The 24,895-nt window shown below is 60.6% G+C and carries 20 protein-coding genes and 2 pseudogenes; 12 read left to right on the top strand and 10 right to left on the bottom strand.

Annotated features, from left to right (window positions below; translation table 11 throughout):
* Positions 1-205: 205 nt before the first annotated feature.
* Positions 206-1,768 (bottom strand): adenylate/guanylate cyclase domain-containing protein, encoded by a 1,563-nt coding sequence (locus tag EHH60_RS35995; protein ID WP_199752489.1) that lies wholly within the window; start codon positions 1,766-1,768, stop codon positions 206-208.
* A gap of 189 nt (positions 1,769-1,957) precedes the next feature.
* On the opposite strand from EHH60_RS35995, the gene EHH60_RS35990 reads away from it, so the two are divergent.
* Positions 1,958-3,049, top strand: a complete 1,092-nt coding sequence (locus tag EHH60_RS35990; RefSeq protein WP_124163909.1) for an enolase C-terminal domain-like protein — start codon at positions 1,958-1,960, stop codon at positions 3,047-3,049.
* Positions 3,050-3,139: 90 nt separating this feature from the next.
* Here the strand turns inward: EHH60_RS35990 and EHH60_RS35985 are convergent, their stop codons facing one another.
* The 3 genes from EHH60_RS35985 to EHH60_RS35975 form a co-directional block, all read right to left on the bottom strand.
* Positions 3,140-4,072 carry a hypothetical protein gene (locus EHH60_RS35985; RefSeq protein ID WP_245454688.1) on the bottom strand — a complete coding sequence of 311 codons (933 nt, stop codon included), beginning with the start codon at positions 4,070-4,072 and terminating at the stop codon, positions 3,140-3,142.
* Positions 4,073-4,257: 185 nt separating this feature from the next.
* A complete protein-coding gene (gene mdoH / locus EHH60_RS35980; protein WP_124163908.1) occupies positions 4,258-6,381 on the bottom strand; it encodes a glucans biosynthesis glucosyltransferase MdoH in 2,124 nt (707 codons plus the stop codon).
* Positions 6,369-7,880, bottom strand: a complete 1,512-nt coding sequence (locus EHH60_RS35975) for a glucan biosynthesis protein G (RefSeq protein ID WP_124163907.1) — start codon at positions 7,878-7,880, stop codon at positions 6,369-6,371. Before EHH60_RS35975 ends, mdoH begins: the two co-directional genes overlap by 13 nt.
* A 541-nt stretch (positions 7,881-8,421) precedes the next feature.
* Between EHH60_RS35975 and EHH60_RS35965 the strand changes: the two are divergent.
* Positions 8,422-8,634: pseudogene (locus EHH60_RS35965) on the top strand (ATP-binding protein); the annotation flags it as partial.
* Positions 8,635-8,970: 336 nt separating this feature from the next.
* Positions 8,971-9,192 (top strand): hypothetical protein, encoded by a 222-nt coding sequence (locus EHH60_RS35960; RefSeq protein ID WP_124163904.1) that lies wholly within the window; start codon positions 8,971-8,973, stop codon positions 9,190-9,192.
* Between the two features lie 11 nt (positions 9,193-9,203).
* Here EHH60_RS35960 and EHH60_RS38420 read toward each other — a convergent pair whose 3' ends face one another.
* Together EHH60_RS38420 and EHH60_RS35950 are read right to left on the bottom strand one after the other, a co-directional pair.
* On the bottom strand, positions 9,204-9,443 hold the full coding sequence (locus EHH60_RS38420) for a hypothetical protein (protein ID WP_124163903.1): 240 nt from the start codon (positions 9,441-9,443) through the stop codon (positions 9,204-9,206).
* A 23-nt stretch (positions 9,444-9,466) separates the two neighbouring features.
* Positions 9,467-9,943 carry an L-2-amino-thiazoline-4-carboxylic acid hydrolase gene (locus EHH60_RS35950; RefSeq protein WP_124163902.1) on the bottom strand — a complete coding sequence of 159 codons (477 nt, stop codon included), beginning with the start codon at positions 9,941-9,943 and terminating at the stop codon, positions 9,467-9,469.
* 500 nt (positions 9,944-10,443) lie between these two features.
* Here EHH60_RS35950 and EHH60_RS35945 point away from each other — a divergent pair, with 500 nt between their 5' ends.
* From EHH60_RS35945 to EHH60_RS35925, 5 genes are all read left to right on the top strand, one after another.
* The gene (locus EHH60_RS35945; protein ID WP_124163901.1) at positions 10,444-11,007 is read left to right on the top strand and encodes a hypothetical protein; all 564 of its coding nucleotides are present in this window, start codon (positions 10,444-10,446) and stop codon (positions 11,005-11,007) included.
* On the top strand, positions 10,994-11,812 hold the full coding sequence (locus EHH60_RS35940; RefSeq protein ID WP_124163900.1) for a hypothetical protein: 819 nt from the start codon (positions 10,994-10,996) through the stop codon (positions 11,810-11,812). Before EHH60_RS35945 ends, EHH60_RS35940 begins: the two co-directional genes overlap by 14 nt.
* Before the next feature lie 329 nt (positions 11,813-12,141).
* Positions 12,142-12,333 carry a helix-turn-helix domain-containing protein gene (locus tag EHH60_RS35935; protein ID WP_158626806.1) on the top strand — a complete coding sequence of 64 codons (192 nt, stop codon included), beginning with the start codon at positions 12,142-12,144 and terminating at the stop codon, positions 12,331-12,333.
* Complete coding sequence (locus tag EHH60_RS35930; protein WP_124163898.1) at positions 12,333-13,463, top strand: tyrosine-type recombinase/integrase; 1,131 nt, start codon at positions 12,333-12,335, stop codon at positions 13,461-13,463. The genes EHH60_RS35935 and EHH60_RS35930 overlap by 1 nt, the downstream gene beginning before the upstream one ends.
* A 9-nt stretch (positions 13,464-13,472) precedes the next feature.
* A complete protein-coding gene (locus tag EHH60_RS35925) occupies positions 13,473-14,459 on the top strand; it encodes a hypothetical protein (RefSeq protein WP_124163897.1) in 987 nt (328 codons plus the stop codon).
* Positions 14,460-15,524: 1,065 nt separating this feature from the next.
* Here the strand turns inward: EHH60_RS35925 and EHH60_RS35920 are convergent.
* The gene (locus EHH60_RS35920) at positions 15,525-15,884 is read right to left on the bottom strand and encodes an excisionase (protein WP_124163896.1); all 360 of its coding nucleotides are present in this window, start codon (positions 15,882-15,884) and stop codon (positions 15,525-15,527) included.
* A gap of 998 nt (positions 15,885-16,882) precedes the next feature.
* Between EHH60_RS35920 and EHH60_RS35915 the strand changes: the two genes are divergently transcribed.
* Complete coding sequence (locus tag EHH60_RS35915) at positions 16,883-18,526, top strand: recombinase family protein (RefSeq protein WP_245454687.1); 1,644 nt, start codon at positions 16,883-16,885, stop codon at positions 18,524-18,526.
* Between the two features lie 187 nt (positions 18,527-18,713).
* Here the strand turns inward: EHH60_RS35915 and EHH60_RS35910 are convergent, their stop codons facing one another.
* Complete coding sequence (locus tag EHH60_RS35910) at positions 18,714-19,424, bottom strand: hypothetical protein (RefSeq protein WP_124163894.1); 711 nt, start codon at positions 19,422-19,424, stop codon at positions 18,714-18,716.
* A 191-nt stretch (positions 19,425-19,615) separates the two neighbouring features.
* On the opposite strand from EHH60_RS35910, the gene EHH60_RS35905 reads away from it, so the two are divergent.
* A complete protein-coding gene (locus tag EHH60_RS35905) occupies positions 19,616-19,939 on the top strand; it encodes a hypothetical protein (RefSeq protein WP_245454686.1) in 324 nt (107 codons plus the stop codon).
* 1,620 nt (positions 19,940-21,559) lie between these two features.
* Positions 21,560-22,465 (top strand): TauD/TfdA dioxygenase family protein, encoded by a 906-nt coding sequence (locus tag EHH60_RS35900; RefSeq protein ID WP_124163892.1) that lies wholly within the window; start codon positions 21,560-21,562, stop codon positions 22,463-22,465.
* Between the two features lie 189 nt (positions 22,466-22,654).
* On the opposite strand, the gene EHH60_RS35895 is transcribed toward EHH60_RS35900, so the two are convergent.
* Positions 22,655-22,885 carry a DUF2274 domain-containing protein gene (locus EHH60_RS35895; protein ID WP_036030461.1) on the bottom strand — a complete coding sequence of 77 codons (231 nt, stop codon included), beginning with the start codon at positions 22,883-22,885 and terminating at the stop codon, positions 22,655-22,657.
* Between the two features lie 11 nt (positions 22,886-22,896).
* Complete coding sequence (locus EHH60_RS35890) at positions 22,897-23,244, bottom strand: hypothetical protein (RefSeq protein ID WP_124163891.1); 348 nt, start codon at positions 23,242-23,244, stop codon at positions 22,897-22,899.
* A 708-nt stretch (positions 23,245-23,952) separates the two neighbouring features.
* Between EHH60_RS35890 and EHH60_RS35885 the strand changes: the two are divergent.
* Positions 23,953-24,237, top strand: a pseudogene (locus EHH60_RS35885) (alcohol dehydrogenase catalytic domain-containing protein); the annotation flags it as partial.
* Between the last annotated feature and the right edge of the window lie 658 nt (positions 24,238-24,895).

The raw sequence follows: 24,895 nt of genomic DNA, 5'->3' as shown, positions 1-24,895 counted from the left end.
CTCCTCCCGCCCTCCCCCGCAAGGGAGGAGGGAGCGCAGCGGAGCGCACCGCGGCGCTGTGCCTCACAGCACTGCCGCAATCGATAAGAACCACTCTTGCCAGAGCAAAGGTGCGTTCCCTCCTCCCTTGCGGAGGAGGGTTAGGGAGAGGGGTGCCACACGGGGACTCTCTCCATGAGAAGAGCGGCTACGTAAGTCGGCCCCCTCACGCCGGCTTGAGCGAGGCCAGCGCGTTCTCCAGCAGCGAGCGCACGCGTGCGGCATCGCCTGACTTCACCACGGCGGGATCGAGATAGAGCTCCAGGCCCGGTGCGCGCTCGGTGATGATGCCGCTGTTCTCCGCCGCCGCGTCGCTCAGCGCGTCCACCGAATAGGGAATGACCTCCCGGCTGATACCCTTCATGGTGATCGCCGGCAACGCATGGGCGCGGACGATATCGCTGACGAGTGCGAAGGTCTCGTAGCTCAGCACGATGCCGCCAGGCTCGGCGATCGATTGCAGGCGCGCAGCGAGGTTCGCCTCCGCACCGATGATGGTGTAGTCCATGCGGTCGGCGCTGCCGAAATTGCCGACGTTGCAATAGCCCGAGTTGATGCCCATGCGCGAGCGGAACGGCTGCTCGATGCCGGAGGCGCGCCATTTCGCATTGAGCTCGGCAAGGCGCTGCTGCATGCGCCAGGCCATCTGCAGACAGGCCTGTGCATCGGCGCGGTCGCCCCTGGTCTCGGGGTCGCCGAAGAAGATCAGCATGGCGTCGCCGATGAACTTGTCGATGGTGCCGCCATATTCGTGGGCGATCGCCGACATTTCCGTGAAATATTCGTTGAGGAGCTGCGTCAGCTGCTCCGGCTGCAGCCGCTCGGCGGTCGCAGTGAAATTCTGGATGTCGGAGAAGAAGATGGTGAGCTTCTTGCGCTCGGTGTGGATGGTGACGTCCTTCTGGCCGGAGAAGATGCTCTTGTAGACCTGGGGCGGGATGTAGCGCGAGATCTTCATCGAGAGCGAGGCGAGGAAGTCGTTGGCGGATTCGAGCTCCTTGTTCATGCCCTTGATGCGGCGCGCCTGGCGGCGCTGCAGCGACAGGAACGACAGGCCGCTGCCGGCAGCGATGACGAAATAGGCCAGCAGGAACTTGAACGAGAAGATGTTGGCGGCGATCGGCTGGGCGATGATCACCTCCTGGATGCCGCGGACATCCCCCACCTTCCAGTCCTTCTTCGGGCTTTCGGGGTGGCTGTTGTGGCAGCTCACGCAGGCCGGCCCCATGGTGACGGGGGCGACCAGGCGGACCTTGTCGTTGAACAGCGAGGTCTCGGTCTCCACGATCTTCTGTTCGGGGTCCTTCCGCAGCGCATCGAGCGCATCCTTCTCGAACTTGTCGAGCTGGTGCGAGGCACGGTTCTGGAACGGGAAGTCGGAGACGAAGCGGTAGGTGATGTTCTCCTGCTGCGCGCCGATCACCCGGCCGAGCTCGAGCGACAGCGTTGCCGGAATCGGGATCGCGCCGGGGATGGATTCGTAATTGTGCACCACCCGCGTCGTGCCGTTGGGATTGGCCAGCACCCGTCCGACCACGTTTGTCGCGTAGTAGCTGCGCACGCTCGTGATCACCGAGTTGAGATCGATGGCCTGCCGGCGTAGCGCCGTCTTACTCAGCTCGGTCAGGTCCAGCCACACCGCGAGCGGCAGGGCGAGGAGCAGGAAGGCGATCACGGCGCCCGTGAGAATGCCGCTCTTGCGCTGATCTTCGGCGATCTCTTGTTTCACTCTGTGGCTCCGCTGTGTGCGATTTTGTCGCAAACCCGTCGGGAGTTGCGGCAAAGAATGCGGCAGCACAGAGCCAACAATTGCGGGCCCGCGCAACCCCATTTTATGGTGGTCGGGCCAAGCGCCTTTTCGTTTCATCACAGATGTTTAAGATCGGCCCGTCCTGCATCCGCTCCGCCGGGAGATCCCATGACCGAGACCATTCGTATCAAACGCTTCCACGCGCGCCCCGTGATGGTGCCGATGAACCTGCCGCTCCAGACCTCGACCGGGGCAATCGCCAAGGCGCCGCTGGTGCTGATCGACTGCGAGACTGACGATGGCGCGGTGGGGCACGCCTATCTGTTCTCGATCACGCCCTCGGCCTTGAAGCCGCTGACGGCGATGGTCACGGAAATGTCAGACTTGCTCGCCGGCGACGAGCTGCTGCCGTTCGAGATCGAACGCAAGCTGACCCAGCGCTTCACGCTGCTGGGTCTCGCTGGTCTGCAGCGGCTGGCCCAATCCGGCATCGACATGGCCGCCTGGGACGCGCTGGCCCGCATACGTGGCCTGCCGCTGGCCCGGCTGCTTGGCGGCGCTCCGAAACCGGTGAGGGCCTACAATTCGAAGGGGCTCGGCATCATGCCGGCCGGCGCGGCGGTCGAGGAAGCCCACAAGCTGCTGGCCGAGGGCTTTCGGGCGGCGAAGATCCGCGTCGGGCGGTCCGATGCGCGGGAGGACCTCGCCGTCGTGCGCGCGGTGCGCAAGGCGGTCGGCGACGAGGTCACGCTGATGTGCGACTACAACCAGGCCCTGACGGTGACCGAGGCGATCCGCCGCGGCGAGATGCTCGATGACGAGGGCTTGAGCTGGATCGAGGAGCCGATCCGCCATGACGATTATGCCGGCTGCGCCCGCATTGCCGATGCGCTGCATACGCCGGTCCAGATCGGCGAGAATTTCGACAGCGCCTTCTCGATGCAGTCCGCGCTCTCGGCCGAGGCGTGTGACTACGTGATGCCCGACGTCCAGCGCATTGGCGGCGTCACCGGCTGGCTCCGCGCCGCCGCGCTGGCGCACGCCGCCGGCATCGAGATGTCGACGCACCTGTTCTCGGAAGTGAGCGCGCATCTCCTCTGCGTGACGCCGACCGCGCACTGGCTGGAATATGTCGACTGGGCCGACGCGGTGCTGGCAACGCGGCTGACGATCAAGGACGGCTTTGCGCTGCCGGGCGAAGAGCCGGGGAATGGCATCGAATGGGATGAGGCGGCGGTGAAGAAATATCTGGTCGGATAGGCCTTGATCGGCAGACGCTCCCTCGCGTGTTCGTCAGCTGTCGATCTTGTGACGCGTACTTGGGAGCGGGTCCTTCAATCGATCTGCCTTTCATTGGATATTGAATCGCGCGCCCGGGCATTCGTTGGTGACCGTCGTTGCGACGAACTGGGCGGCGGGCGAGGTCGGCTTCGGGACCGCAACGATCTTCCAACGACCCTGTTTATTGAGCCAGAACCGTCCCGTCGTGGTCGCGATGCGGCGCTCGGTGTATTTCTTCGTCGAGATCAAGGGGACCTTCGACTTCGGCGCGGGGACTTCCTTCCAGCCGTCGAGCGAATAGAACTCCTGGAAGAAATAGTGCCACTCGATCTTCTGGAATTCATGGTGCGAAACGACGACCCGGACCAGTGAGTTTCCCGTAAGCCATTCCGAACCCATCGGGTCGGGTTCGACCTGCAGGCACCTCGTGTGTAGCGGCTCCTGAACCTGAAGCAGATTCAATCTCTGACTTTGCGAAAGCATCGCCGAGGTCACCGGCTGCCCCACATTTGGGTCGTTGGTCGGCCCCGAGCAGATCGGCACCGTTGGCGGGCCTTGTCCGGTCCATGGGTTGTTGCTGCAATAGACGTAGCGCGACCACGACGACCAGCCGGTGGACGCCTTTTCCTCCGCTTTGCCCGTCTCGCGGTCCCAAATGCCGGTAAACTTGATCGTCTTGCTCGGCGGGCAGGCCGTTATGGGAGGCCCAGTCCACCAATGGGTGGTTTCGAACTCATAGATGGTTTGGTTCGGATACGGGTACATCACTGCTTTGGCGCTGGTCAGCGCGTGGTGTTCCGAACACCCTTCGCCCTTCGTATCGAGCCAACAGACGAGCGGAAAGTTCTCGCTCGGCCAGCAACCCGCGTGGGCCGAGGACGATCCCAGAACAGTGATCACGAAAGCCAACGCAAAGAGACAGGCACGCACGGTCAATCTCCCCATATGCATCTTCGCGTTGAGATTGCCCCACTTCGTCGCCACCACCTTGATCAAGATCAACGCATTGATCCCAGCGACGCAGCCGTGCCGGAGGGGGGAAAGCCGCCGGACGTCTGCCCACCTTTTCGAACTCATGACGCAAGTGCGCGTAGGTCGTGCGTTGGCACCTGCCGATGCCTCCGGTCATCATCCCTTCGTGCTGCGAAGTCGGCGCCAAGGCCAGGTCGCTAACGCCCGGCGCGTGTTCATTGCTTCTGCAACACCGCCGGCAACACCGAACCGTCGTTCAAGATCGAAAAAACCTCCCGGGAGGACAGATGGGCGACGGCCTCCTCGAAAGTATCGCTCGCATCGACCTTGGCACGGCCGACCGCCAGGTTCGCGTCGACCGCGTCGGGCCGGACGGCGCGTGGAAGCGGCAGCTGCGCGACGTGGAAGGCCAAGAGCCTGGCGTCTTCGCGCAGCTCCAGCAACGCGGGTCTGATCCCTGCATCCGCCGACTCACTCAATTGATTCGCTCGACGTAGCACCGAAGGCGGCGCTGCTTCTTCGGGCGTGACGAACAATTTGCCGGACGCGGGCCTGGCAGTCAGCGCGCCTATGGGAACGGCGAACAGCAGCCCGACGACGACCGGCGACATCCAGAGCAGAAGGGGCAGCGAAACCGCGTACGCGCTTGCCGCCATCGCAACGCCGCACAAGGTTGGGACACCGTATTTCCGATAGAGCTCGCGGCGCTCCACTGTGCCATCGTCCCGCCTTTGCGTCTGCCAGCCCGCATCGCGGCCGGCCAGAATTTCGACCACCGCGATTGACTGAAAGATCATCATCACGGGCGCCATCAACGCGGATACGACGATCTCTGCGAAAACTCCGGCCGAGGCACCCAATGCGCCGCCGAATTGGCGTCGCACCGGCCGCCTCATCCAAAGGAGGACCAGGCTGAGCAGCTTGGGCAACAGCAGCAGCCCCATCGTGGCGACGAACACCCAGATGGCGAGCACGGGATCCTGGGCCGGCCACGTCGGAAACAGGGAGAACCCCTTCGGAAAATACTCCGGACGCGCGAAGCGGGCCTGCAGCGAGATCAGCATTCCCAGCAGCAGGAACAGCAGCCACAGCGGCGCCGTCAGATACGCTCCGATTCCCACGATGAAATGCAGGCGCGACACCCAATGGAGGCCCCGCGCGGGCACGACAGCGAGATGCTGAAGATTGCCCTGACACCAGCGTCGGTCGCGCGCGGCGAAGTCGAGCAGCGAAGGCGGCACCTCTTCGTAGCTTCCGCCGAGCATCGGCAGCATGTAGATGCCCCACCCGGCCCGCCGCATCAGCGCGGCCTCGACGAAATCGTGGCTGAGGATGTGTCCGCCGAAAGGCTTGCGCCCGCGCAGCTGCGGCAGCGCCGCCGCTTCGGCAAACGCCCTCACCCGGATGATCGCGTTATGGCCCCAGTAGTTGCCTTCGGAGCCGTGCCACCAGGCAACGCCGGCGGCGATCATCGGTCCGTACAGGCGGCCCGCGAATTGCTGGACGCGGCTGAACAGACTTCGCGCGTTGACGATCATGGGGAGCGTCTGGACCAGCCCCGCGCTCGGATTGGTCTCGATGGCATGGACCAATCGGACAACGGTCTGCCCGCTCATGAGACTGTCGGCGTCGAGCACGACCATGAAGTCGTAGACGCCGCCGAACCGCGTGATCCACTCGGAGATGTTCCCGGCCTTCCGCTCCGTATTCTCGGCTCGGTGGCGATAGTACAGCCGTGTTCCGAGGGCCTGTCGCAGCGCGAGGAGCGCTTTTTCTTCGGCGACCCAGATGTCCGGATCGGTGCTGTCGCTCAGAACGAACCAGTCGAACAGCTTTCCGTGCGAGGTCGTCTCCAAGGATTCGATCATCGCACGGAGCCGCGCCGTCAATCGGTGCGGGTCTTCGTTGTAGGTTGGAAGCAGCATGGCGGTGCGGCTTGCGATGGCTGGCAGTTCCGCGCCGGAGGCAAAGGCAACCTCGTCCGGACGGTGGTTCAGCAACACGACAAAGCCCGCCACGGCGGAGGCGAACGAGAACGCGACCCAGGCGAGCAGGACCAGAAAGAGCGCCAGCACCATGCCTTCGAGGACGGTGACGCCGCCGACCTGCAGCACGCGATACATCTCATAGCCGCCCGCCCCCGTGAGCGCCGCCGTCGAGAGCAGGATGAGGCCGCGCCGCCAAACCATCGTGGGGGCGACCTGCGCAGGAATACGGTCCGATACCCGGTCCTTTCCGAGGTCGCCAGGAGCCATCGGGAGGGGGGACTCGTGCGGCAGCAGGCGTTGGCTCGCGATTTCGCCGACAACCGGCCGCGGTGCCGTGCTCAAGGGGTCCATCGGTAGACCCAGACTTCCGACAAGGGCTTGTCGCCTTCGGCCAGAAACGCCCGCAGCTCGATCGGCTCGCCCTTCACCTGGCACTGGAAGCTGAGCCGCCAACCGCCGGTGTGGGGATTGGGCTGCGTGACGATGTTCTTGATCTCGGATTTCTCCGCTGTCACCACGCCTTTGACGCCCGCAGGATCAATGCCCTTCAGGTTGTCGCCGAGCAGATCGAGCACAAAGAGCCGGGCGTCCTCGCCCCTCGCCCCTATCCCGCTTCGCGTGAATCTGGCGAGCGAATGCGGCTTCGGGCTATCTGGCCCCCAATGCAGCCGATAGGTATAGTTGTGTTCGCCCTTGGCCTGCAGCGGGTTTTTAGGCCGCCAGAATGCGGCGATGTTGTCGTGGACCTCTTCCTTGGTCGGGATCTCGAACAGCACAACCCCGCCCTCGCCCCAATCTCCGATCGGCTCCATCCAAAGACTTGGGCGTTTTTCGAAGCTGGATTCGATGTCCTGGTAGGCGGAGAAGTTTCTCTCCCGCTGCATCAAGCCGAACCCGCGCGGATTGAGATCCTGGAAGGTGCTGATCTGGAGATCGCGGGGATTGCTGAGCGGCCGCCAGAGGCTTTCGCCCTTCCCGTTGAAGATCGCAAGACCGTCGGAATCGTGGACCGAGGGGCGGAAATCGTCGATGTCATTGCGGTCGTTCGGACCGTAGAAGAACATGCTGGTCATGGGCGCGAGTCCGGCCCGCTGCATTTCGACACGCGGATAGACCGACATTTCGACGTCGAAGACCGTCGTGTCCCCCGGCCGCACCGTGAATCGATAGCTCGCTGCGCAGCTTTTGCTGTCGAGCAGAGCATGGATCACCAACGAGGTCGCACCCGGCGCCGGCCGCTCCAGCCAGAAGGCCTTGAAGAGCGGAAATTCCTCGCCCTTGGCTTCGCCCGTATCGATCGAAAGTCCCCGGGCGGAAAGCCCGTACGTCTGTCCCTTGGCCACCGCGCGGAAGTAGCTCGCGCCCAGGAAGACGCAGACTTCGTCGTAATAGTCGGCGCGGTTCATGGGCGCGTGTATGCGGAAGCCTGCGAACCCGAGATCCACGCCCTCGAACGCCGGAACCTTTTCGCCGAACGAGAAGTCCGCCTTGCTGTACTTGAGTTCGGTTGCCTTTCCGTCCGCGACCTCGAAGATGTTCACTCTGTTCTTGTAGAAAAAGCCACGATGGAAGAACTGCGCTTCGAAGGGAAGATTCTTGCCGCGCCAGAGCGCGCGCTCGGGCAAATAGCGGATCGAACGATACTGATCGTAGTCGAGATCGTGCAATCCGCTCGGCAGCTTCTCGTCCGGCGCCTCGTACGGCTTAGCCGCTAGCATACGGGCGAGGTCCCTCACCGTGGACGACCCGAATGCGCCCTCCGACGTGCGAGCAGCGGCGAAACCGCTTCGCGATGCGAGCAGCAATACCGGCAGCACTGCCGACCCTTGAACAAGCTGGCGTCGGTTCACGCGTTCTCCTCGCTACTGCTGCCGCGGCCAAAGCAACGGCCGTCGCGCCCGCGAGTTCCACCGCCCGGCGATCATTGGCGCAGGAGCAAGTGTCGCAGCCGCAATGGACCACAAGACGGGCGGAATTTGAGAGCCGCACCTCCTCCGCCATGCCGGAAGATCCGACCGCCCGCGGAAAGTTTTGGCCGCGAAACGTGCTGTTGACGAAGGAAGTGCTGCGCGTGGACACTGTTCACGCACGCCGCCTCCAGTCGATACGAGCGCGCTCGATGCGAGATAGGGAAGTGTGGCTGCAGCCGAAGCGACGATCGGGAAGCGCAAGCGGCCTTGTGCGTTACCTTCCGAGTAACGCCCGCATTTGGGCACCAGCCCAATCTGGATGGGGCAACCCGCTCCGAAATGGAAATCTCGTGGAAACCACAACTTCAAGCCTCAAGCGCGGGGCGCCTAAAGCACTGAAAAAGATGGCGGGCACGACAGGGATCGAACCTGTGACCCCTACCATGTCAAGGAAGGTGTCGTCGGCGTATCTCATTGATTCGTGCGTGACAGCGGAATTGGTCTCGACCGCGAGACGGTGGACAAGATCTTCAGTCCCTTCTTCACGACCAAGGCCAAGGGGATGGGAATGGGATTGACGATCTGCCGCTCTATCATCGAAGCGCATGGTGGACGGCTATGGGCTTCACCCGCAGAACCACACGGCGCGCTATTCCAGTTCACCCTGCCGAGCAAGGCGCAGGTCGACCTATGAACGAACGGGACGGCACTCGGCCAAACGGAAGGCTGCTCGTCAGGTCTTGCTGACTCCCTTCGATGATCTGCTTGTCATCGACAAGTTGATCACGAAGTCATTGATCTCGTTCGAAGCGGGCGAGGGTCTCGCGCGATATCGATTGCTCAACTCGATCCGAGGCTATGCGCTTGAAAGACGCGACACAGCCGCAAGCTTGAAGGAACCGCGCCGAACATCCTAGGCGCCCTTGGCATCCATGTCGCCGAACAAGTAGCGCTCGATCTCGTCGTTGCCCAACGTTCGAAAGAAGGTTGAATAGAGATCGCGCTGCTGAAAGTGCGCGCAGGGCGTGCGTTGCCGCGCCTGCCGATGCCTCCGGTCATCACGCAATTGCCGCACCTGCAGCCCGGCCTTTCCGAAATGGGTCCGATCACGTCGATCGATTTCCTCGGCGTGAGCGCGCAAGGACAGGACGTCTATTCTGTCTGGCACCAGGGTGGCGCCGCGTCGCACTGGCACATCGCGCTTGGCAGCGATGGCACGATCATCTCGGCCTTCGTCACGCCGGGGCCATAAACTCGGTCAGGCTACCACGCTTCCGCGCCCGGAATTCTCTTCCGCACCGCCTTCCGCTGGATCCAGATGCAGCGACGGACGGACCTGTTTGATCGGCCGACGGCGGATATCCCCTCGCCGGCCTGAAGCAGCGGCGCCACGTTTTCGCGCAAGCTCCGGCAGCGCTGGAGTTCGGCTTGCCAGTCGACGGCGGCGTCAGCGCACGAGGCGATCAGCGCCAGCATCGCCATCGCAAGACAGATCATCCGCATCGCTCGCATTCCCTTCATCGCGATCAGCCCGCATCGCGCTTGTAGCGGAAGTCGCAATGAGAGGCGCCTTGCATGATCGTCTGCGTACGCGTGAGCTTGATGTCGGGACCAAAACCTTCCGCGGTCGCAAAGTCCGCAGTGCAGATCAGGAGGAAGCCGAGTTCCGGCTCACCCAGCGCCTTGTAAAACTCGGCAAAGGCGCACCGCTTCACGTCCAACGCAAATGCGTCATGCGTCTGCTCGATGACGTCATAGGCGAGCGCATCGTCGCGGGCGTAGGTCCTGAAGGCCGACGCGACGGCCTTGCCGAGATCGGCTTCGTTCTTGCCGTGGTTTCTGGCTTTCCAGAACTCCTCTCCGAAGCCGCGATAGAGATCGCCGAGAGCCTTGCGCACCAGCGCATTGGCGCGCGCCGCGCCGAGTTCGGCCTGGAGCGCCTTGACCAGCGGGACCAGCACCTGCGCCTGGATTTTTGCCTGTTCGATGACGGATACTGTCATGGGCAGAGCCTCGCTTGCAACCGGGCGCGTAGCGTAATCCGGAACAGCGCCCGAGAGGATACACCCTCGATTGCGCGGGGGCTGCCATCGGGCGGCGCTTGCGCCGACCGGATGACTCGGTCCGACTATAGAAGGATCAGATATTGGCTCGCCCGGCCGTAGCTCGCCGCGTCAGCCCGCCTGCGCCCGTTTGGCTTCGGCGTGGCTCCGACGCCGAGCAAGCCGCACCAGTCCGTCTCCGCTCTTCGAGCTACGCCGGACACGCTTCGCTGCAATTATTCAGGCTGTGCCACGCGAAGCCGAAGGCGAAGCGTGGTGGGCACGACAGGGATCGAACCTGTGACCCCTACCATGTCAAGGAAGGGCTCGCCGGCGTATCTCCTTGATTTTGGTTCACATTCGCTCCAGCTCGTTACGTTCGGTGAAGCCTCGTTTCCGCGGCTTTTGGCCCTTTCCTGGAAGGTTCGTGGAAACGGCTGCGCTTCCCTGCGGGTGCCCGCATGAGCACCGAGACATCCACGGCGCACCGGAAAGCCTTGTTTAACCGCCTGCCGCCCGAGCTCCGTGAGGAGCTCATCACGCTTGGGCGGCGCGCCAAAAACATGTTCGGCCGCATCCGCTTTCAGGACGTTTTCGATCAAAACCTGCAGCTGTTCGAGCGATTGGCCGCCAATGGCGCGACGGCAGCCGATATCGGCGAGGTGCTGGCTGCCGCCGGCGTGACGCGCAAGGACGGCATGGTCCTGCCGGAGGGGACGGTTACCAGCGCCCTGAGCCGTGCGCGCGAACGCGCCGGCCGCCGCACCACGACGTCGGCCGGTCCCTGCATGCCCCTGCCGAGCCCTGCACCGGCCTGCAATGCCCTGCAGAGTGGGGAGGAAACCCGCTCATCTGGCGGCCTGCCCCGACGCCCGCCCGTTCAACACCCGCCGGCCCCTATGCCCGGCCTCAGTTCTGTTCGGACTTCCCCGAACGGACCGGCAGGTTTCGTCCTTCCGGCACACGCGCGCCGCACCGCGGCACTTCTACACAAGATAAGGAGCGAAAACGATGAAGACAGCTAAGACGACCGATTTTCCGGACCTCGTGGAGATCACGGCGGACGGCACCTCGATCGGCAAGACGGTTTTGGCCGGCCGCGTTGCACACTTCTTCGGCGAGGTGGGACGAAAGGTCATCAGGGTCCAGATCGAGAGCAGCCGCCGCCGAGGCGCGGTGGAGACGGGCGATATTTTCATCAATCTTGAGGAGTTTGCCTCCGCCGGAATCCGCAACGGAGGCCTGGTCGGCGTGCTTTCCCCGCTGTTTGAGGCGGTCATAGAGGCCCGCAAGAGTGGCGCCGGCGTCGTCGTCGATTGGGCGGGCGGCACGGCGGGCCATCGTTTGGAGGTTCTGGCCGCCACCAACTTCGACGCCACGCTCGCCGCCATGCAGGTGAAGGCGCTGTCGATCGTCATGACCACCAATTCCAGCGAGCACATGGCCCAGGCTGAAAAGCACCTCCACAGCCTTCAGAAGGTTGCTCCCCACCTGCCCCGCGCCTTGGCTCTCTCCGGCCGTGCGGGACCGTTCGACTGGCCGGTCAACAGCGAGCAGCGCGGCCATTTCGACCGCTTGCTCGCCGCGGCGGGAGAGGTCCCGGTCCTGCGCATCCCGCTCGCCGCTGGCAGGGCCCTGCAGGTGTGTGCCGACGCCGGCCTCGACCCGACGCAGGCGCTGCTGATGAACTTCGATGAGCTCGCTGCGCGTCTCGGTGTCCACATCTTCCAGGCCACGGCCTGCGCCACCGAGATCGCGGTTTGGTGGCAGCGGGTCGGCGGAGAGCTGCGCAAGTTGCTCGGAGCCGCCCGTGTACCCGTCACCGCGTAGGCTCAACGAACGCGTAAACTACTTGGTACGCCTGCGGCGGCTCCTTGCCGTCCAGGCGGCAGCCTTCACGCTGGCCTACTATCGCCGCCACCGCCGGATGCCTCCCGGTTATGTGCTGCGCCTCTTTTCGTCCGCCACCGTCCACCGGATCCGGCTCCGGGCAGAACTGGAAATTTTGCTGGGAATCCCGTCTCTCTACAGGTTTTCCCGCCTCTTGTACGACTGCGTCATTGACCGTTGCCATGGCTCGCGTGACGTTCGGAGCCGGCGCTAGTCGATGAGCGATTAGAAAAGCCATAGATATGGTAAACAAAGGAGTCCGGCCTATCATGATCGACCTCAATAATTGCAGCCCCTATCTGTTGCTCTCGACCAAGGAGGTTGCGGCGGTCCTCGGCCTTAGCAAGGGCGCCGTGCGAAAGTTAGCCCGGAGCGGTCGCCTGCGCACGATCGACGGCTTCCGGGTCTTGTATTTTTCGGCCCAAGCGGTGCGCGAGTTCGCGGCCGGCGCTGGTGTCTGATGCGGTACACGAGCGTCCATTCGATCGGTGAGTTCGAGCTGTGCAAGGCAAGCAACAGCCCGAATTACTACGTCGCGACCTACGTCCGCGAAACGCAGCAGATGGTGTACCGCTCGTTGCGCACGAGCGATCTAGAGAATGCGATCGCCCAAGTGAAAAGCCTTGTCGCCCGCGGTATCGCGGGCGACCCCGGCGACGCGCTGGTTCAAAAGCCGATTCAGACGGTCGCTGAGGTCCTTGAGCTCTACAAGCCGCACGCTGCCGAGCTCAAGTCGGCGGAATTCACCAACATCGCTATTGAACGCATCAATCGCCTCATCGGCACTTCGATCTTGTCGACCATGGTCAAAAGCGATTTCGACGACTTTCGTAAGGCTGCAGAAGCAGAAGGTCTTGCCCTTTCAACGGTGGCTCGGACCCTCACCGTTTTGCGGAGCGCGTGCAAGATAGCGGTCGGAGAGCGCCGGCTGGCCGAAGAGAGCGTTCCGCATATCCCCTATATCATGAGCAAGAATGACGCCCGTTCGGCGCCGGCGAAGGGCCGCGTCATGACGGCGCCTGAGATCGCTGCGGCAATTGATCAATTGGACTATCTGCACCTCCTTGTGGCCAACGTTTTCCTCCTCAATACGGCAAGCCGCATTGGCGCAATCCTCGAAGCGCAAGCTGATCAGATCGATGGCACCTGTAATATTATTCACCTGAATGCGAAGGGCCGTATCCAGACTGACAAGTACCGCCCTGACTTGCCAATCACCAATACGCTCATGCCGTGGACGATCAACTTGCCGCCCGGCCCGTTGGTCGTATGGCGCGGAGTCGCGGTCGAAGAAATCGACACCGGCTTCGGTGCTGCATGCAAGCGTGCAGGTCTCCCCGGCGGCGAAAACACCTACTCAATCAGGCATTCCGTCGCCCGCTATATGCTGCAGAAGGGCGTCGACCGTGCCGAAATCGGGCAGTGGCTGGGCCACATCAAGCCCGCCGACTCGCCCGAAACGACCCTGATCTATTCACCGTACGCGCCCGATTATCTGCGCGCAGCCAAGGCAGCGGTGGAGGATTTCGTGCGCGAGATCGCTTCACGCTGCCGCCGACACGACATCCTGACCCCGCCCTGGCTCAACTGACTGAGGTGCATGATGACCACCCGGACCGAGAAAACCAAAATTTCATACCGCAACCGTGCAAAGCAGATAGCGACGGCGGGCGCCAAGAAAGCAGGACGCCGGCTGTCGCCGAGGGAACTCGCCCAAAGCCTCGTCGACCGCCGCGCCGAGCTTGCCCCGTCGAGCTTCCGCCAAAATCGCGCTGCCCTCCGCTTCATGATGAACGAGGTTGCGGAGGATCAGCCGAGCTTGGTACCGGAAATGCGCGCGGCGATTGCCCTCCTGGAGGATGTCGAATCGCGCGAAAGGTCCGACGATGGACTGTTGCGCACCTCTCAGCAGAAGTTGAAGCGCCTCGACGACGATTTGGATCGCATCTGCCACGGTGCACTGGCCACCACGAGCCCGAATGCTGGTATCCTGGTAGACTGTCTGACCGCTGGATCGCTGACCGGTGCTAGACTGGAGGAGTGGCCAAGCGCCAAACTCCGCCCCTCCAGCGATCCCGACTACGCATGGGAACTGGAGTTCGCGAACGGCAAGTCCGGAAATGGCCGGGCTCACGGCGAAACGCGCGTGTTACGCTGGGCTTGGCTCCCTGAAGAACTTGTCGACCAGACGAAAGCATGGATCTTCGCGGCTCGCGAAGCGGCCTGCAATGGACACTATGAGACTCTCATTTCAACGCTGAGATCGCTGATGCGTCGGGTCACGAAGCAGCTCTTCCCGACGCGGAAGCGCCGCCCCACCCTTTCGTCAGCCCGGCACGCCGCGGCGGCGAGATGGAAAGCGATCTACGTGGCTCCCGCTCGCACGCCGGAGGAGAAGGAGCTCGGACTTGCGATCGTGGCGGCGTTGTTGGGCCACGCCAGCGACGAAACCGCGACCAGACACTACGCACGCCCGCGCGAGGCGGACGGCAGGTTTCCTGTCCCGACGCCCGACCCCACCGAAGTCGCGCGCGTCCGCAAGCGCTACTCGGCACCGAGCAAGAAGCGCGATAGCCTTAAGCCCTAAATAGTAGTCGAGCACACCTGGTAGCGGGGGAGCGCTACCGCCTTTCCCCACACCGACCAGACCTACGATATTTCATCCAATCCAGCGCATGAGCCTATTGGGCCCCGCCCCGCTCTTACCCTCTTGCGAAGGGCAATTCGCAATGGCGCACGGCCCGGATCGGAGAAGCTGCCACCATCTTAACTGGCGCCGAGATAAGCAGCTTCCTTTGTTCCGCGGCGAACGCATAGTTTTTTGCAGTGTTGGTGCAAGCTTATCATTCCTCGCCGCGCAGAAGCCCATTCAATCACCACGGAAGTTTGGCATCAGCATAGCCACCCTGCACTGAATACTGCGACTTCCGCGGCTGACTGGAACATTCTTATCGCGTACGCCGGCATCTGAGATCACTTGTTTTGTGAAAGGATCGGAGACATGAATGCGCATGAAGGGACCGGCAATTGCCGTCCAACATGCAAGCACGCCCGGCACTTGGCGCAATCATACGAACGGCCCACCCAAGCAGCCGATTCAGCGCAGAACAGGCGAGAGTGCTGCTCGCGCACCAAAGGCCGCGCCGAAAAGCCTGCCCATAACCTGTTGCACCAACGGATCGTTCCGCGGCAGGTCGGCAACCGCGTGGGTAAAGGTACGGGTTCGCGCCTTAATCCACTCCGTCCTGTCGCTACCGGCGCGCCGCGCAATTCCGGCGAGGATCAAGCAGGACCAGCTGAACATAGGCCGTTCCAAAGACCCGGCCTTCCGTTCCATATCCGGTCCTCGGGGATCGCATTCCCGAAATCAACTGTACCGCTCGCCGTAAGTCTCTGGCCGGAGCCATCCCATCGCCCTGGATGCTGACGCCGGGCTGCTTGGTATCGACAAGTACGGCGATCCGCTTGCCGCTCTGGTCAGCCGCTACGATCAAGTGATCGGCGTACAGGGTGCCAGTCGCGTAATATTCGTGCCATTGAGCTGTAGTCCGCCTCCGTCCGACGTCACCGCCGTTCGGTAGCAATCGGCGGCTCCGACACCCATCTCGGTGTCGCGACCACGATCGGGGTGTGGTTGGAGGTTATGTAGCCCTTAGCTCTTCCTCTGCGGCCGCAATCTCATCTGCAGCGCAGCCTGTGCCGACATCCCGTCCGTTGTCTCTAATAATTCAGGTTGCCTGGTGGCTGATCTGTCCGCTCCTGTTTCGGCGGGCGCTTTTGGCCTGAAGTCTGGCTCTCTTGCGTCTTCGCAGCATAACTCTCGCATCCGTTCGATATGAGCCAGCGTTGTAAATTCTTTGCTGGCAATCTTGTCGATAACCAACCGGTTGCGATCGCGCTCACGGCGTAGACCGGCAACCGTCATTCCTCCGAAAGGAAATGCGATCTTCACGGCATCAGCAAGGCGAAGCGGCGTGTCAGGCGACATTTCAGGTTGCGCTCGATTCAGCATCGACGCTTTTCGGACCTGTAAACCGTGTGCGGTGTGGCGAGCCCTTGCAAACGACTGCCTCGAAATGAAGCCGTCACAATCGCGCAATCTGCAAGTACCTGGACGGGATCAGCGAGAGTCGCGTTGCCAGTTAGGCGCACTAAGCATCGATTACCTGCTCCGGTGGGAATGGGTCTTTCCCATTCGACTACTCATGGCAGGAGGCTGCAGGCCGCTCGTACGGCGGGACCAGGTTCCGGCACTCGAATTCAGCGCGTCGACATATGGAAGGCTCTGCCGAAAAGAAGCGTCGTTTGCCTGACGAACATATCGTCATTTGGTCGAGCAGGCGGCCCGCCTGTATCGCGATGACGCGGCGGAATGTGTGGTTTCCGCCTCCTCACCGCTCATAAACCAATGCCATCGTTTGTCGCCCAGGCTCGCCCTCAATCTCAGTCTCAGCGTCGTGAGGCGTGCGCCGAAATGCTTTCTTACTTGGTCGCGCCCTCGATGATCCACGCTTCGACCCGAGCTGGCGCGACCGAATATGACCAACACTCGCACCTGCAACGCGCGGTGTGAGGCGTCTACTCGTAAGTTCCATCCAGAATAGACGAGGCTGATCAGAGGAGCAGCCGGTGATTTTCTAGTAGAGTTGAAAGAAAGCAGGCATTGGCCCCAGCGCATTCAACCCTATCCGAGCGGCGATCGAGACACGCACTTCCCACCTATTGCGGATTACAGAGAGGGATTGATACAGCCTTAGTATAAGACCCCTTAATGCGCTAAATATACGCGGCACCGAAGACAAGTTACTTTTGGACCCATCGCGCCCTCCGCCGCTAGGCGTTGTATATGCCTCCTGAACAAGCTCCTTGGCACGCGAGCTGCGAAGAGAGGTGGTCGCCCTTGCGTCGACACGGGCCGCGATGGCGGCGCTATTTTCTTCAATTGATGTAATCCTTGCTGCAACTGTCGTATAGATGTCCAATTTAGTGGTGTAACTTTCGGGAGCGAGGATGATGGCCAACGCGCTCGAGATCTATAAGGCTCATCCGGTACCATCGCGGCTCGGCATGAGAGCGGCACAATATGTACGCATGTCGACACAAAGGCAGCAATACTCGATTCAGAATCAGGCTGCTGTGATTGCGGCATACGCGCACGCCCATAGCCTGACCATTGTACGAACCTATCGCGACGAGGGAGAGAGCGGCCTGCTCATCAAGAACAGGGCCGGCCTTATACAGCTGATCAAGGATGTCCAAACAGGAGAAGCGGATTTCGGTCATATTCTGGTCTATGACGTAAGCCGGTGGGGCCGCTTTCAGGACGTCGATGAGAGCGCGTATTACGAATTTGTATGCAAACAGGCAGGCATTAACATCGTGTATTGTGCTGAGCAGTTTGACAATGACGGCAGCGTGCTCTCCAGCATCATCAAAAACATCAAGCGCGTAATGGCAGCCGAGTACAGTCGTGAGCTTTCGGCAAAGGTTCACGCTGCGCAGTGCCGGTTCGCCCGACTTGGCTTCAAGCTCGGCGGTCGCCCTGGCTATGCTCTCTTGCGAGAACTTGTCGATCAGAGCCAGCGATCGCGAGGCGTGCTGAAGAATGGTGACCAAAAGTACCTCATGACTGACCACGTCCGAGTGCGACCCGGCATTCCCGAGGAAGTCGCCGTGGTGAAGTGGATCTTCGAGCGCTTTCTGCAGGTAAAGTCCGAAGCGACTATCGCCCGGGAGCTAAACCGGCGGCCCATACTCACGAGCACGGGAGTTCGGTGGACGCGCGCAGCGGTTAACACGGTGCTTAGAAACGAGAACTACATTGGGAACCTGACCTTCAACCGCCGATCACGTAAGTTGCGGCAGCACTGCACCTACAATCCTCCCGAGCTTTGGATCACCAGCGAGAGATGTATCGAGCCGATCATCGAACGCGAAGTCTTCCTGAAAGTAAACAAGATCATTGAGGAACGGCGTGTCGATCTAACTGAAGAGGAGATGCTTGCCCGTCTACGCAAAACGCTACTCAAGGAAGGACGCCTGAGCTCTGCCATCATTGCCAGCACGGTCGGCCTTCCCTGCGCTTCCACCTATCAAACTCACTTCGGCAGCATGACGAACGTGTATCGGTTAATCGGCTACACTCCCAAGCGAAACTATGCATTTCTTGAGTCGCGCCCGCGCTGGGCGGAGGAAGAGGCCAAGCTCGGCTCTCACATCGCCATGGCCATCAGGAAAGCTGGTTGCCGCATCACCTCTAGCAACAGGACCGATTACTTGCGCGTGCGTGGATCGGTCAACATCTCAATTCGATCAGCCCTCTGCTGCGGAAGGCAAAATCGAGCAATGTACTGGTCGATCAAACGCAGGGCACGCCTGCCTCAGGGCTGGATTGCCGCCATCAGGCTGTCTGAGCATAACGAGTCAGTGCTCGATTACGTACTGCTGTCGGTCGACGGGAAAGTAAAACGAACCATAAACTTTTCTGAGAGGGCTCGCGTTCGCCGTGGAATCGCTCGCTTCGATACCCCTGACGCTTTGGTTCGAGCTATCGCCAAGCTAGTGACACGAAAAGACCGTTCTGCGCCAGCATCACATGAGAAGCGATCGAGACCAAAGCAGCTCAACACCAAGAACGCCGGCGCGCGCCGCTGATCAGACGCAGGCACAAAACCCCGCAAAGCAGTGCTTCATAATCTTTTGAATCTTGTCCAGATTTCACGCGCCTTCACTCCTGCCGCGGTTCGCTGTTTCGGAGCATGCCGTTCGCTTCTCCGACCATCTTTGCCAAACTACTTTTCGGCAAGCGGGTGCTAGGCGGCCCAGGGAACTTGTGGTCTGGTCAAGTTCGCCAGCCGTCAGCCGAAAGCGGGAGCAGAAGCGACGGCAACGGTAGAGCGAGCGCATCTGTTGCCGGCTGGCGCGGAGCGCCAACTTGTTTCAAGAAGCGCCGCTTACTTCTGACGGCCTTCGGATATCTCTCCAGAACATGCCGACCGCGATTGTCAGAATCCTCGACCGTCAGAACATCGTCAGCGGCGGTGGCGGACGACTGCCCGATGGATATTCCTCCGACGATCGGACGCGTGGCGCATCCGGATCGCGGTGGCTGGGACGTCGCATGGCCAAATCTCACAATCAATTGGCTTGATCTCGGAAGCATATGCCATTCCTTATCGATGAGTGGCGTAACGGTTGCCAGTTCTCGAATTGACATAAGTTCCGCCACGGTGTGATGAGCCGGATCCGCCCAAATAGCTGCCCCCATGACCGGTAGTGTGATGTCCGCCTCCGTAGCTGACGCGCCCTCCATGCCCCCGCGCGCGTCTGCTTGCCTGATCGCGCCGAGCAGCAACAGACCGGCAACTATTGCAATCAACCTCATTTTCGCCCGCCCCTTGGAATGCGGACGCGTATGCAAGCGCATCCAGTGCGAGATAATAACTTCTGATATGGGCAAAATATGCAGCTTTACATCGGGAACAGCTAGAGCGGAGTCGTTTTCCGGCGAGTAAGGCTCGCGCAGTCGTCCGCGAAACTTCTCGACCTCCAAATGGAGCCGGTGACCTCGTCTGAATGTCAAGCCGATCGAGCAGAAATACCGCAGATGAAGGCCCTCTACGCTGGTTATCCTCATGGCCACGATGCTAACGTAGGCCTGCTACTTACTTGGGGCCAACATTGCCATTGCAGGAAATTTCCCCCCAGTCGACTGCTGCAGCCGATCGGGATCTAATCTTCGTAGTGATCGAGCGTCATCGCGAGCTGTTGGCGCATTACGATGCGGCCCTGTCCGTATCGGCGAAGCTCGATTCGGGGCCCGAGTTTGATGCCGCCGACGAAATTAGCTGTCAAAGGAACCATGCTCTCGCGGAGCATGGGAACGTGCTCATCCGTTCAACGCCAACCACGATCGCGGGCGTGATTGCTCTGACGCGTTACGTCGGCAGCCTACGAGAGTGGGACCTTCCCGACGATGACGCGTGGTATCGGACTTTCTTGGAAGGGCTGGCAGACGCGATCGATGGAATCGCCATGGCGCAGCGGCTTGGGCAAGATGGCGATTAAAATGGCGCTCGCTTTCATCTTCCGCGGCATACTTTTCTGGGTGGCAATCGCTGCGCTTCTCTATTTCATGTGGAAGTTGCCCTTCTGAAGTCTGACGATTGGGGGCTCGCCCGAGCCAGCATCGAGGCAATGAGGAGGGGCGGCTCTTGAACCACGGTACTCGCCGGATCCCTGGAAGATGGATGCGATTTCAGTTTCCTGGCCTTGCCCGAAGCTGATCCGTCTTAGAATCGTCGACCACGAACGCCTTTGCCAGCGCAGCGCGGCAGGCGCGCCTGCTCTACTGCTGCAGAAGGGCATCGCTTGAGAAGGATCAAGAGAACTGGCGAGCAAGTGAGGTAGCTTTGGGCCCAGTGTGCCAAGGGGGCCGTGCCCATAGCCTCACGAAAAGCTGCACGGTCGTTCCGCTATCAGCGCTTAAGTGCGCGAGAAAGCATCCGTTTCCTGGAAATTGGGATACTTCCGGACATTGCGGAACAAACGACCGCACGAGCCGCTGTAGACCAGCCCTACCGCCGGTGCCACGACGTTCCGCGCCATGGCGGCGGCTCGGTCTATTGTCCAGGAGACAGAGACGCTGGGCAAGCCGCCGGCGAAGTGAACTTAGCAATCCGCAATCGCGCATTGCCCAATCGGACCGCTCTGGCGATCTTTACTGGCGCAGAGGCTTGCGAGACGCCATCCTGCTCCCAGCAAGCCACAAGCCGAACATATGGTGCCGACAGGGAATTTACATCGCGGTCCACGCCCATGGGCCGATTGAATTCTTCGAGAGTCTGAATCGCCTGCTTCAGATCGTGACGCGGCTGACGAATCTCCATGAGACGTGACGTGCGATGCCGTGGGCGGTCAGCGATGCTCCCGCGGATTTCGTCGCGATCACATTGTGGAAGGCAAGCGCAAGATGAGCCCCCCCCCGTGCCTGATCGCATTCTTCTCCACCGGTCTAGCGGCGAGCAAACTGGCACAGGACCAGGAAATTGCAGCTTTTATCCTACTTCAGGACCGAGACGATAATGTGCATAACTGCCGCCAAGAGCGCCGCTCGACAGAGAGCGATCTTACATCTGCAACTCTCACAGGCTCCAACGGCAATTAGGGAGATTAACTCGGGCCGTCAACTAACTCGCGAGTCTGCCAATGGAACAGTCAGCTTGAGCTTACTAAAGGATGTGGAGAGTTGTCGGTATTCTGACAGAGGCCCAAATCCCATGTCAGGTCGAGTACAGTGGGCATAGTACGCGAACTCTCAAAAAGCCCATTCGGCGTTGTGGCTTGCCCAGCGTCGCCTGGCATGGCCATTGCCTAAAACAAATCTATCAAGAAACAGAACCATAAAGCAGCAAATGCTCACGCTTCACTCGCATCTCACCCTTGAGGAACGGTCAGCTGATTCACAATGCGGACATACCCGCTATGACCATCCGAGGCATGTAGACCAGCAAATACTCTCGAACACGTTGATATGGCACGATGGCGTTCGATGACTCGCGGCAAAGACCACGACTCGTTCAGCGCCTACTGTCGAGGACATGCTGGTCTTTCGATTGGCACGATGCTTGCTGAAGATCATTCGCTCCAAGGGGGTGGGGGAGACCTGCCAGGGCCTGGAAAAGCGAGATCAGCGCAATGACTTTGATCGGTGGCGTCATTCCGAGCGCGGATATTGTGAAACGTGCAGCGCGCATCGGTGCCGAAGTCAAAAATATCAAGCTATCAGGCGATCTACCGGATCACGCGATAGCTGCGATCAACAGCTTATTGCTAGAGCACAAGGTGATCTTCTTCCGCAATCAAGGACATCTCAATGACGCCGAGCAGGAGCGCTTTTCCGCTCGTCTGGGAAAGCTAGTGCCACATCCGATACTCGGCGCTACCAAGGGGGCGTCGCTCCTCGAACTGGACTCCACTCGCGGTGGCGGTCGCGCCGACGTTTGGCATGCGGATGGGACCTTTGCCGACGCCTATCCCAAGATCTTGGTCCTGCGGGCCGTGGTAATGCCAACGTTCGGAGGCGACACCGTGTGGTCTAACACAGCTGCCGCTTATCTTGGTTTGCCGTCGCCACTACAACGGCTCGCCGAGGGCCTATGGGCCGTTCACAGCAACGTTTTCGATTACGCTGGGATCGCGCGTCTCCGCGAGGTCGACAAGAAGCACTTTGACGAGGTGTTCACCAAAGCGGTTTTTGAGACGGAGCATCCCGTCGTACGCGTCCACCCCGAAACAGGCGAGCGGACGCTAGTGCTCGGCGCCTTGGTGAAGCAGTTTGTTGATGTCCCCAAATACGACGGACAAAAGCTGTTCGACCTGTTTCAGTCTCACATCACCGCGCCCGAAAACACTGTGCGCTGGAACTGGTTAGAGGGGGATATTGCGATATGGGATAACCGCGCAACGCAGCATTACGCGGTCAACGATTACGGGGACCAGCATCGCGTCGTACGTCGGGCCACGATCGAGGGTGAGGTGCCCGTCAGCGTCGATGGCCGGAGCAGTGTAACGCGCCTGAAGGTGACCGAATGACTGCGCGACGACGCCCAGCGCTCTCGCGTCTGAAAATCGAGAAAATCTGGCAATCGGAGTTGTTTAGGGTAAACGCGAAAACACACTTTCCGACCCGATATCTCAGCTCTTAAGGCCAACTCGGCAGCGCCTAGCTTGATGCGTGCAAACTATTTAGCGTCGACCGACGGCTTCGAGGAAACTGGAGCATCACTGTCCTTCGCCAGCGGCTTCACGTTTCAGCTTAGAAAATCCTCGATCAGTGGCCATAAAGCGCGCCAACATGGGGGCGATGAGTTTAGTCGGATCGACCACTTGACCACCCTGACGCGTAAGCGCTTCTGCATATGCAATGAGATCACGATGCACCGCCGCAGGCAGCTCCGCACTTACTTTGACCGGCTTGTCGTCCGGAAGCTCTCCTATTTTGAGTTTTGGCATTTTGTTACCCTCTATTTACCGAACGTTTCAAAAAGTCTTTCGGTTTCGGAACGACGGTGCGCAGGAATGCTCTTTAGAAGGAATTCCATCATGCTGGTGTTGTCGCGCTTTTCGCCAGCTGTGTCCCATAAGATGGCTCCCTTGTCGCCCTCGCTAAGGTATGCGCCGCTCGAATATGGACTGCCGCAGTGATGCTTAAGAAGCCCGTTAAAATGCTGCAGGTACTCCCGCGGTTCAGGGTACAGCCACCTCAACAAAGGACACATCGTGAATGCGGTTGTTAGGATCGCAAGGACTCTCGAGTGGTCCTGAAGATCGATAGTCTTGATCGATGGTGCATCCCCATCGCCGGATTGCATAGTGCCTCCTTGCGCTGCCAGTGCCGAACTGTGGCCCTACCGATCTAGCGCTTTGAATGCACCGACCGCGTGGCCAAAAAACCTGCGGTAGCAAAAGCCAGGCCAAAGAATTGTGCGGCTCGTCTTGCTTCTTGGAGTGGAATGTCGTCTTCGCGACAGGACGGGACGCGGTTGATGTCGGGGAGCTAGCGGTTGCGAAAGCGCTAGCCCGAGCTGGCTGATGCGCAACAGCCACCCGAAGGTAAATATCCGCACAACGTTGAGTGAGATGGTTCACTCTTCCGACGCTCGGCATTTACCCCGGGAGGCTTTCAACGATCCTTCGCTGTCCTGCCGCCCCGGAGCCCCGCGAACTGCCGGTGAGGTGCGGGAGCCGCGCCGCGGGATGATCCTGTTGAGCTGGGCGGATCGCTGGCCGGGCAGAAAAGCCCCCGAAGCCGGCGATCCCTACGAATCTCTCCGAGCCTTCGCGGCCACAGGAACGCTCGGCCCATACCGTGTCAAAAATCTTACGGCAGGCGATTCCCGAAGACGTGAAGCCACCTCGCGGGCGATTGCAGAGGGCGCTTAGCGATTCCACCGGACGTTGGTATGGAATTCGCTGCCTCCGCTCGCATCGCCGCAAGCAATTGCGCCATCGCCACTGATGCCTACGCAAACGCGCGCGATCGCAGTGCTCTGCATCAATTAAAGCGTAAGGTTTCTAACATGAAGGCGCTCGTCAAGGCTAAGTCTGAGCCCGGACTCTGTCTACGCGACGAACCCGTGCCCATGATCGGACCGACTAATCTCTTGATCAGGGTCAAGAAGACCGGGATTTGCGGTACGGATATTCATATTTTCCGCTGGGACGAGTGGGCTCGTAAAACGGTGCCTGTGCCCATGGTGGTGGGCCACGAGTTCGCGGGCGAAAGAGTTGATCTCGGCTCGGCCGTTCAAGGCCTTGCATGCGGCCAGCGTGTGACGGGAGAAAGCCATGTAATCGCAATGCACGGTCTGGCCTAGGCCACCCGGACCGCATTTCTGAAGGCACGTAAATTGCTGGATAACGAGCAGGAGCTGGCGCAAAGAACGCAGGCCGCAGCGACTATCTCAATTCTAATGAGGCTGATCCGATTTATCTTGTTCCACTTGACTTTGATGCTGCTTGCACCTGAACTTTCAGACGCAACGAGTGCTGCCGCTGGCGCAAGTCCTTCGAGCGTCAAAGCTGTGGCGACATTCAAGCAGAATGGTCCCCGAGAGGTGCCACCAAGCTTCAGGAATGGCGGCCCCTACGACAGCTAAACGACGCTAGCCGCACCCGGTCAACCGGCGGACAACTTCCGGCCGGTCAAGCTGCCTGGCAATTCCGCGGGGCTGGAACCCAGCCTTATATGTATGATCCGCACGCCCCAACGCCCGACAGTCAATATCCTCGATGGCGCTGAGAGGCTTAACGCCCCCTTGTGACGTACGGGATGTGCAATCCTGCCGCCCCGCGTTTTAATCTCCTAGCTGCAGAGACGCCGCGCTCAAGCAATAGATAACGTACAGAGTCTTTCGCACTTTCAGGATTGACGGCTTCTTCTAGAATGAAGGAGCTTTGAATGAACGATGGGAATGCCATGGGTCAGGTGATCCAAATTGATGAGGCCCGGATTCGAGATCA

The organism is Bradyrhizobium sp. RP6 (assembly GCF_003837805.1).
Lineage (GTDB): Bacteria > Pseudomonadota > Alphaproteobacteria > Rhizobiales > Xanthobacteraceae > Bradyrhizobium.
This window is presented reverse-complemented; position numbering and strand designations above follow the sequence as displayed.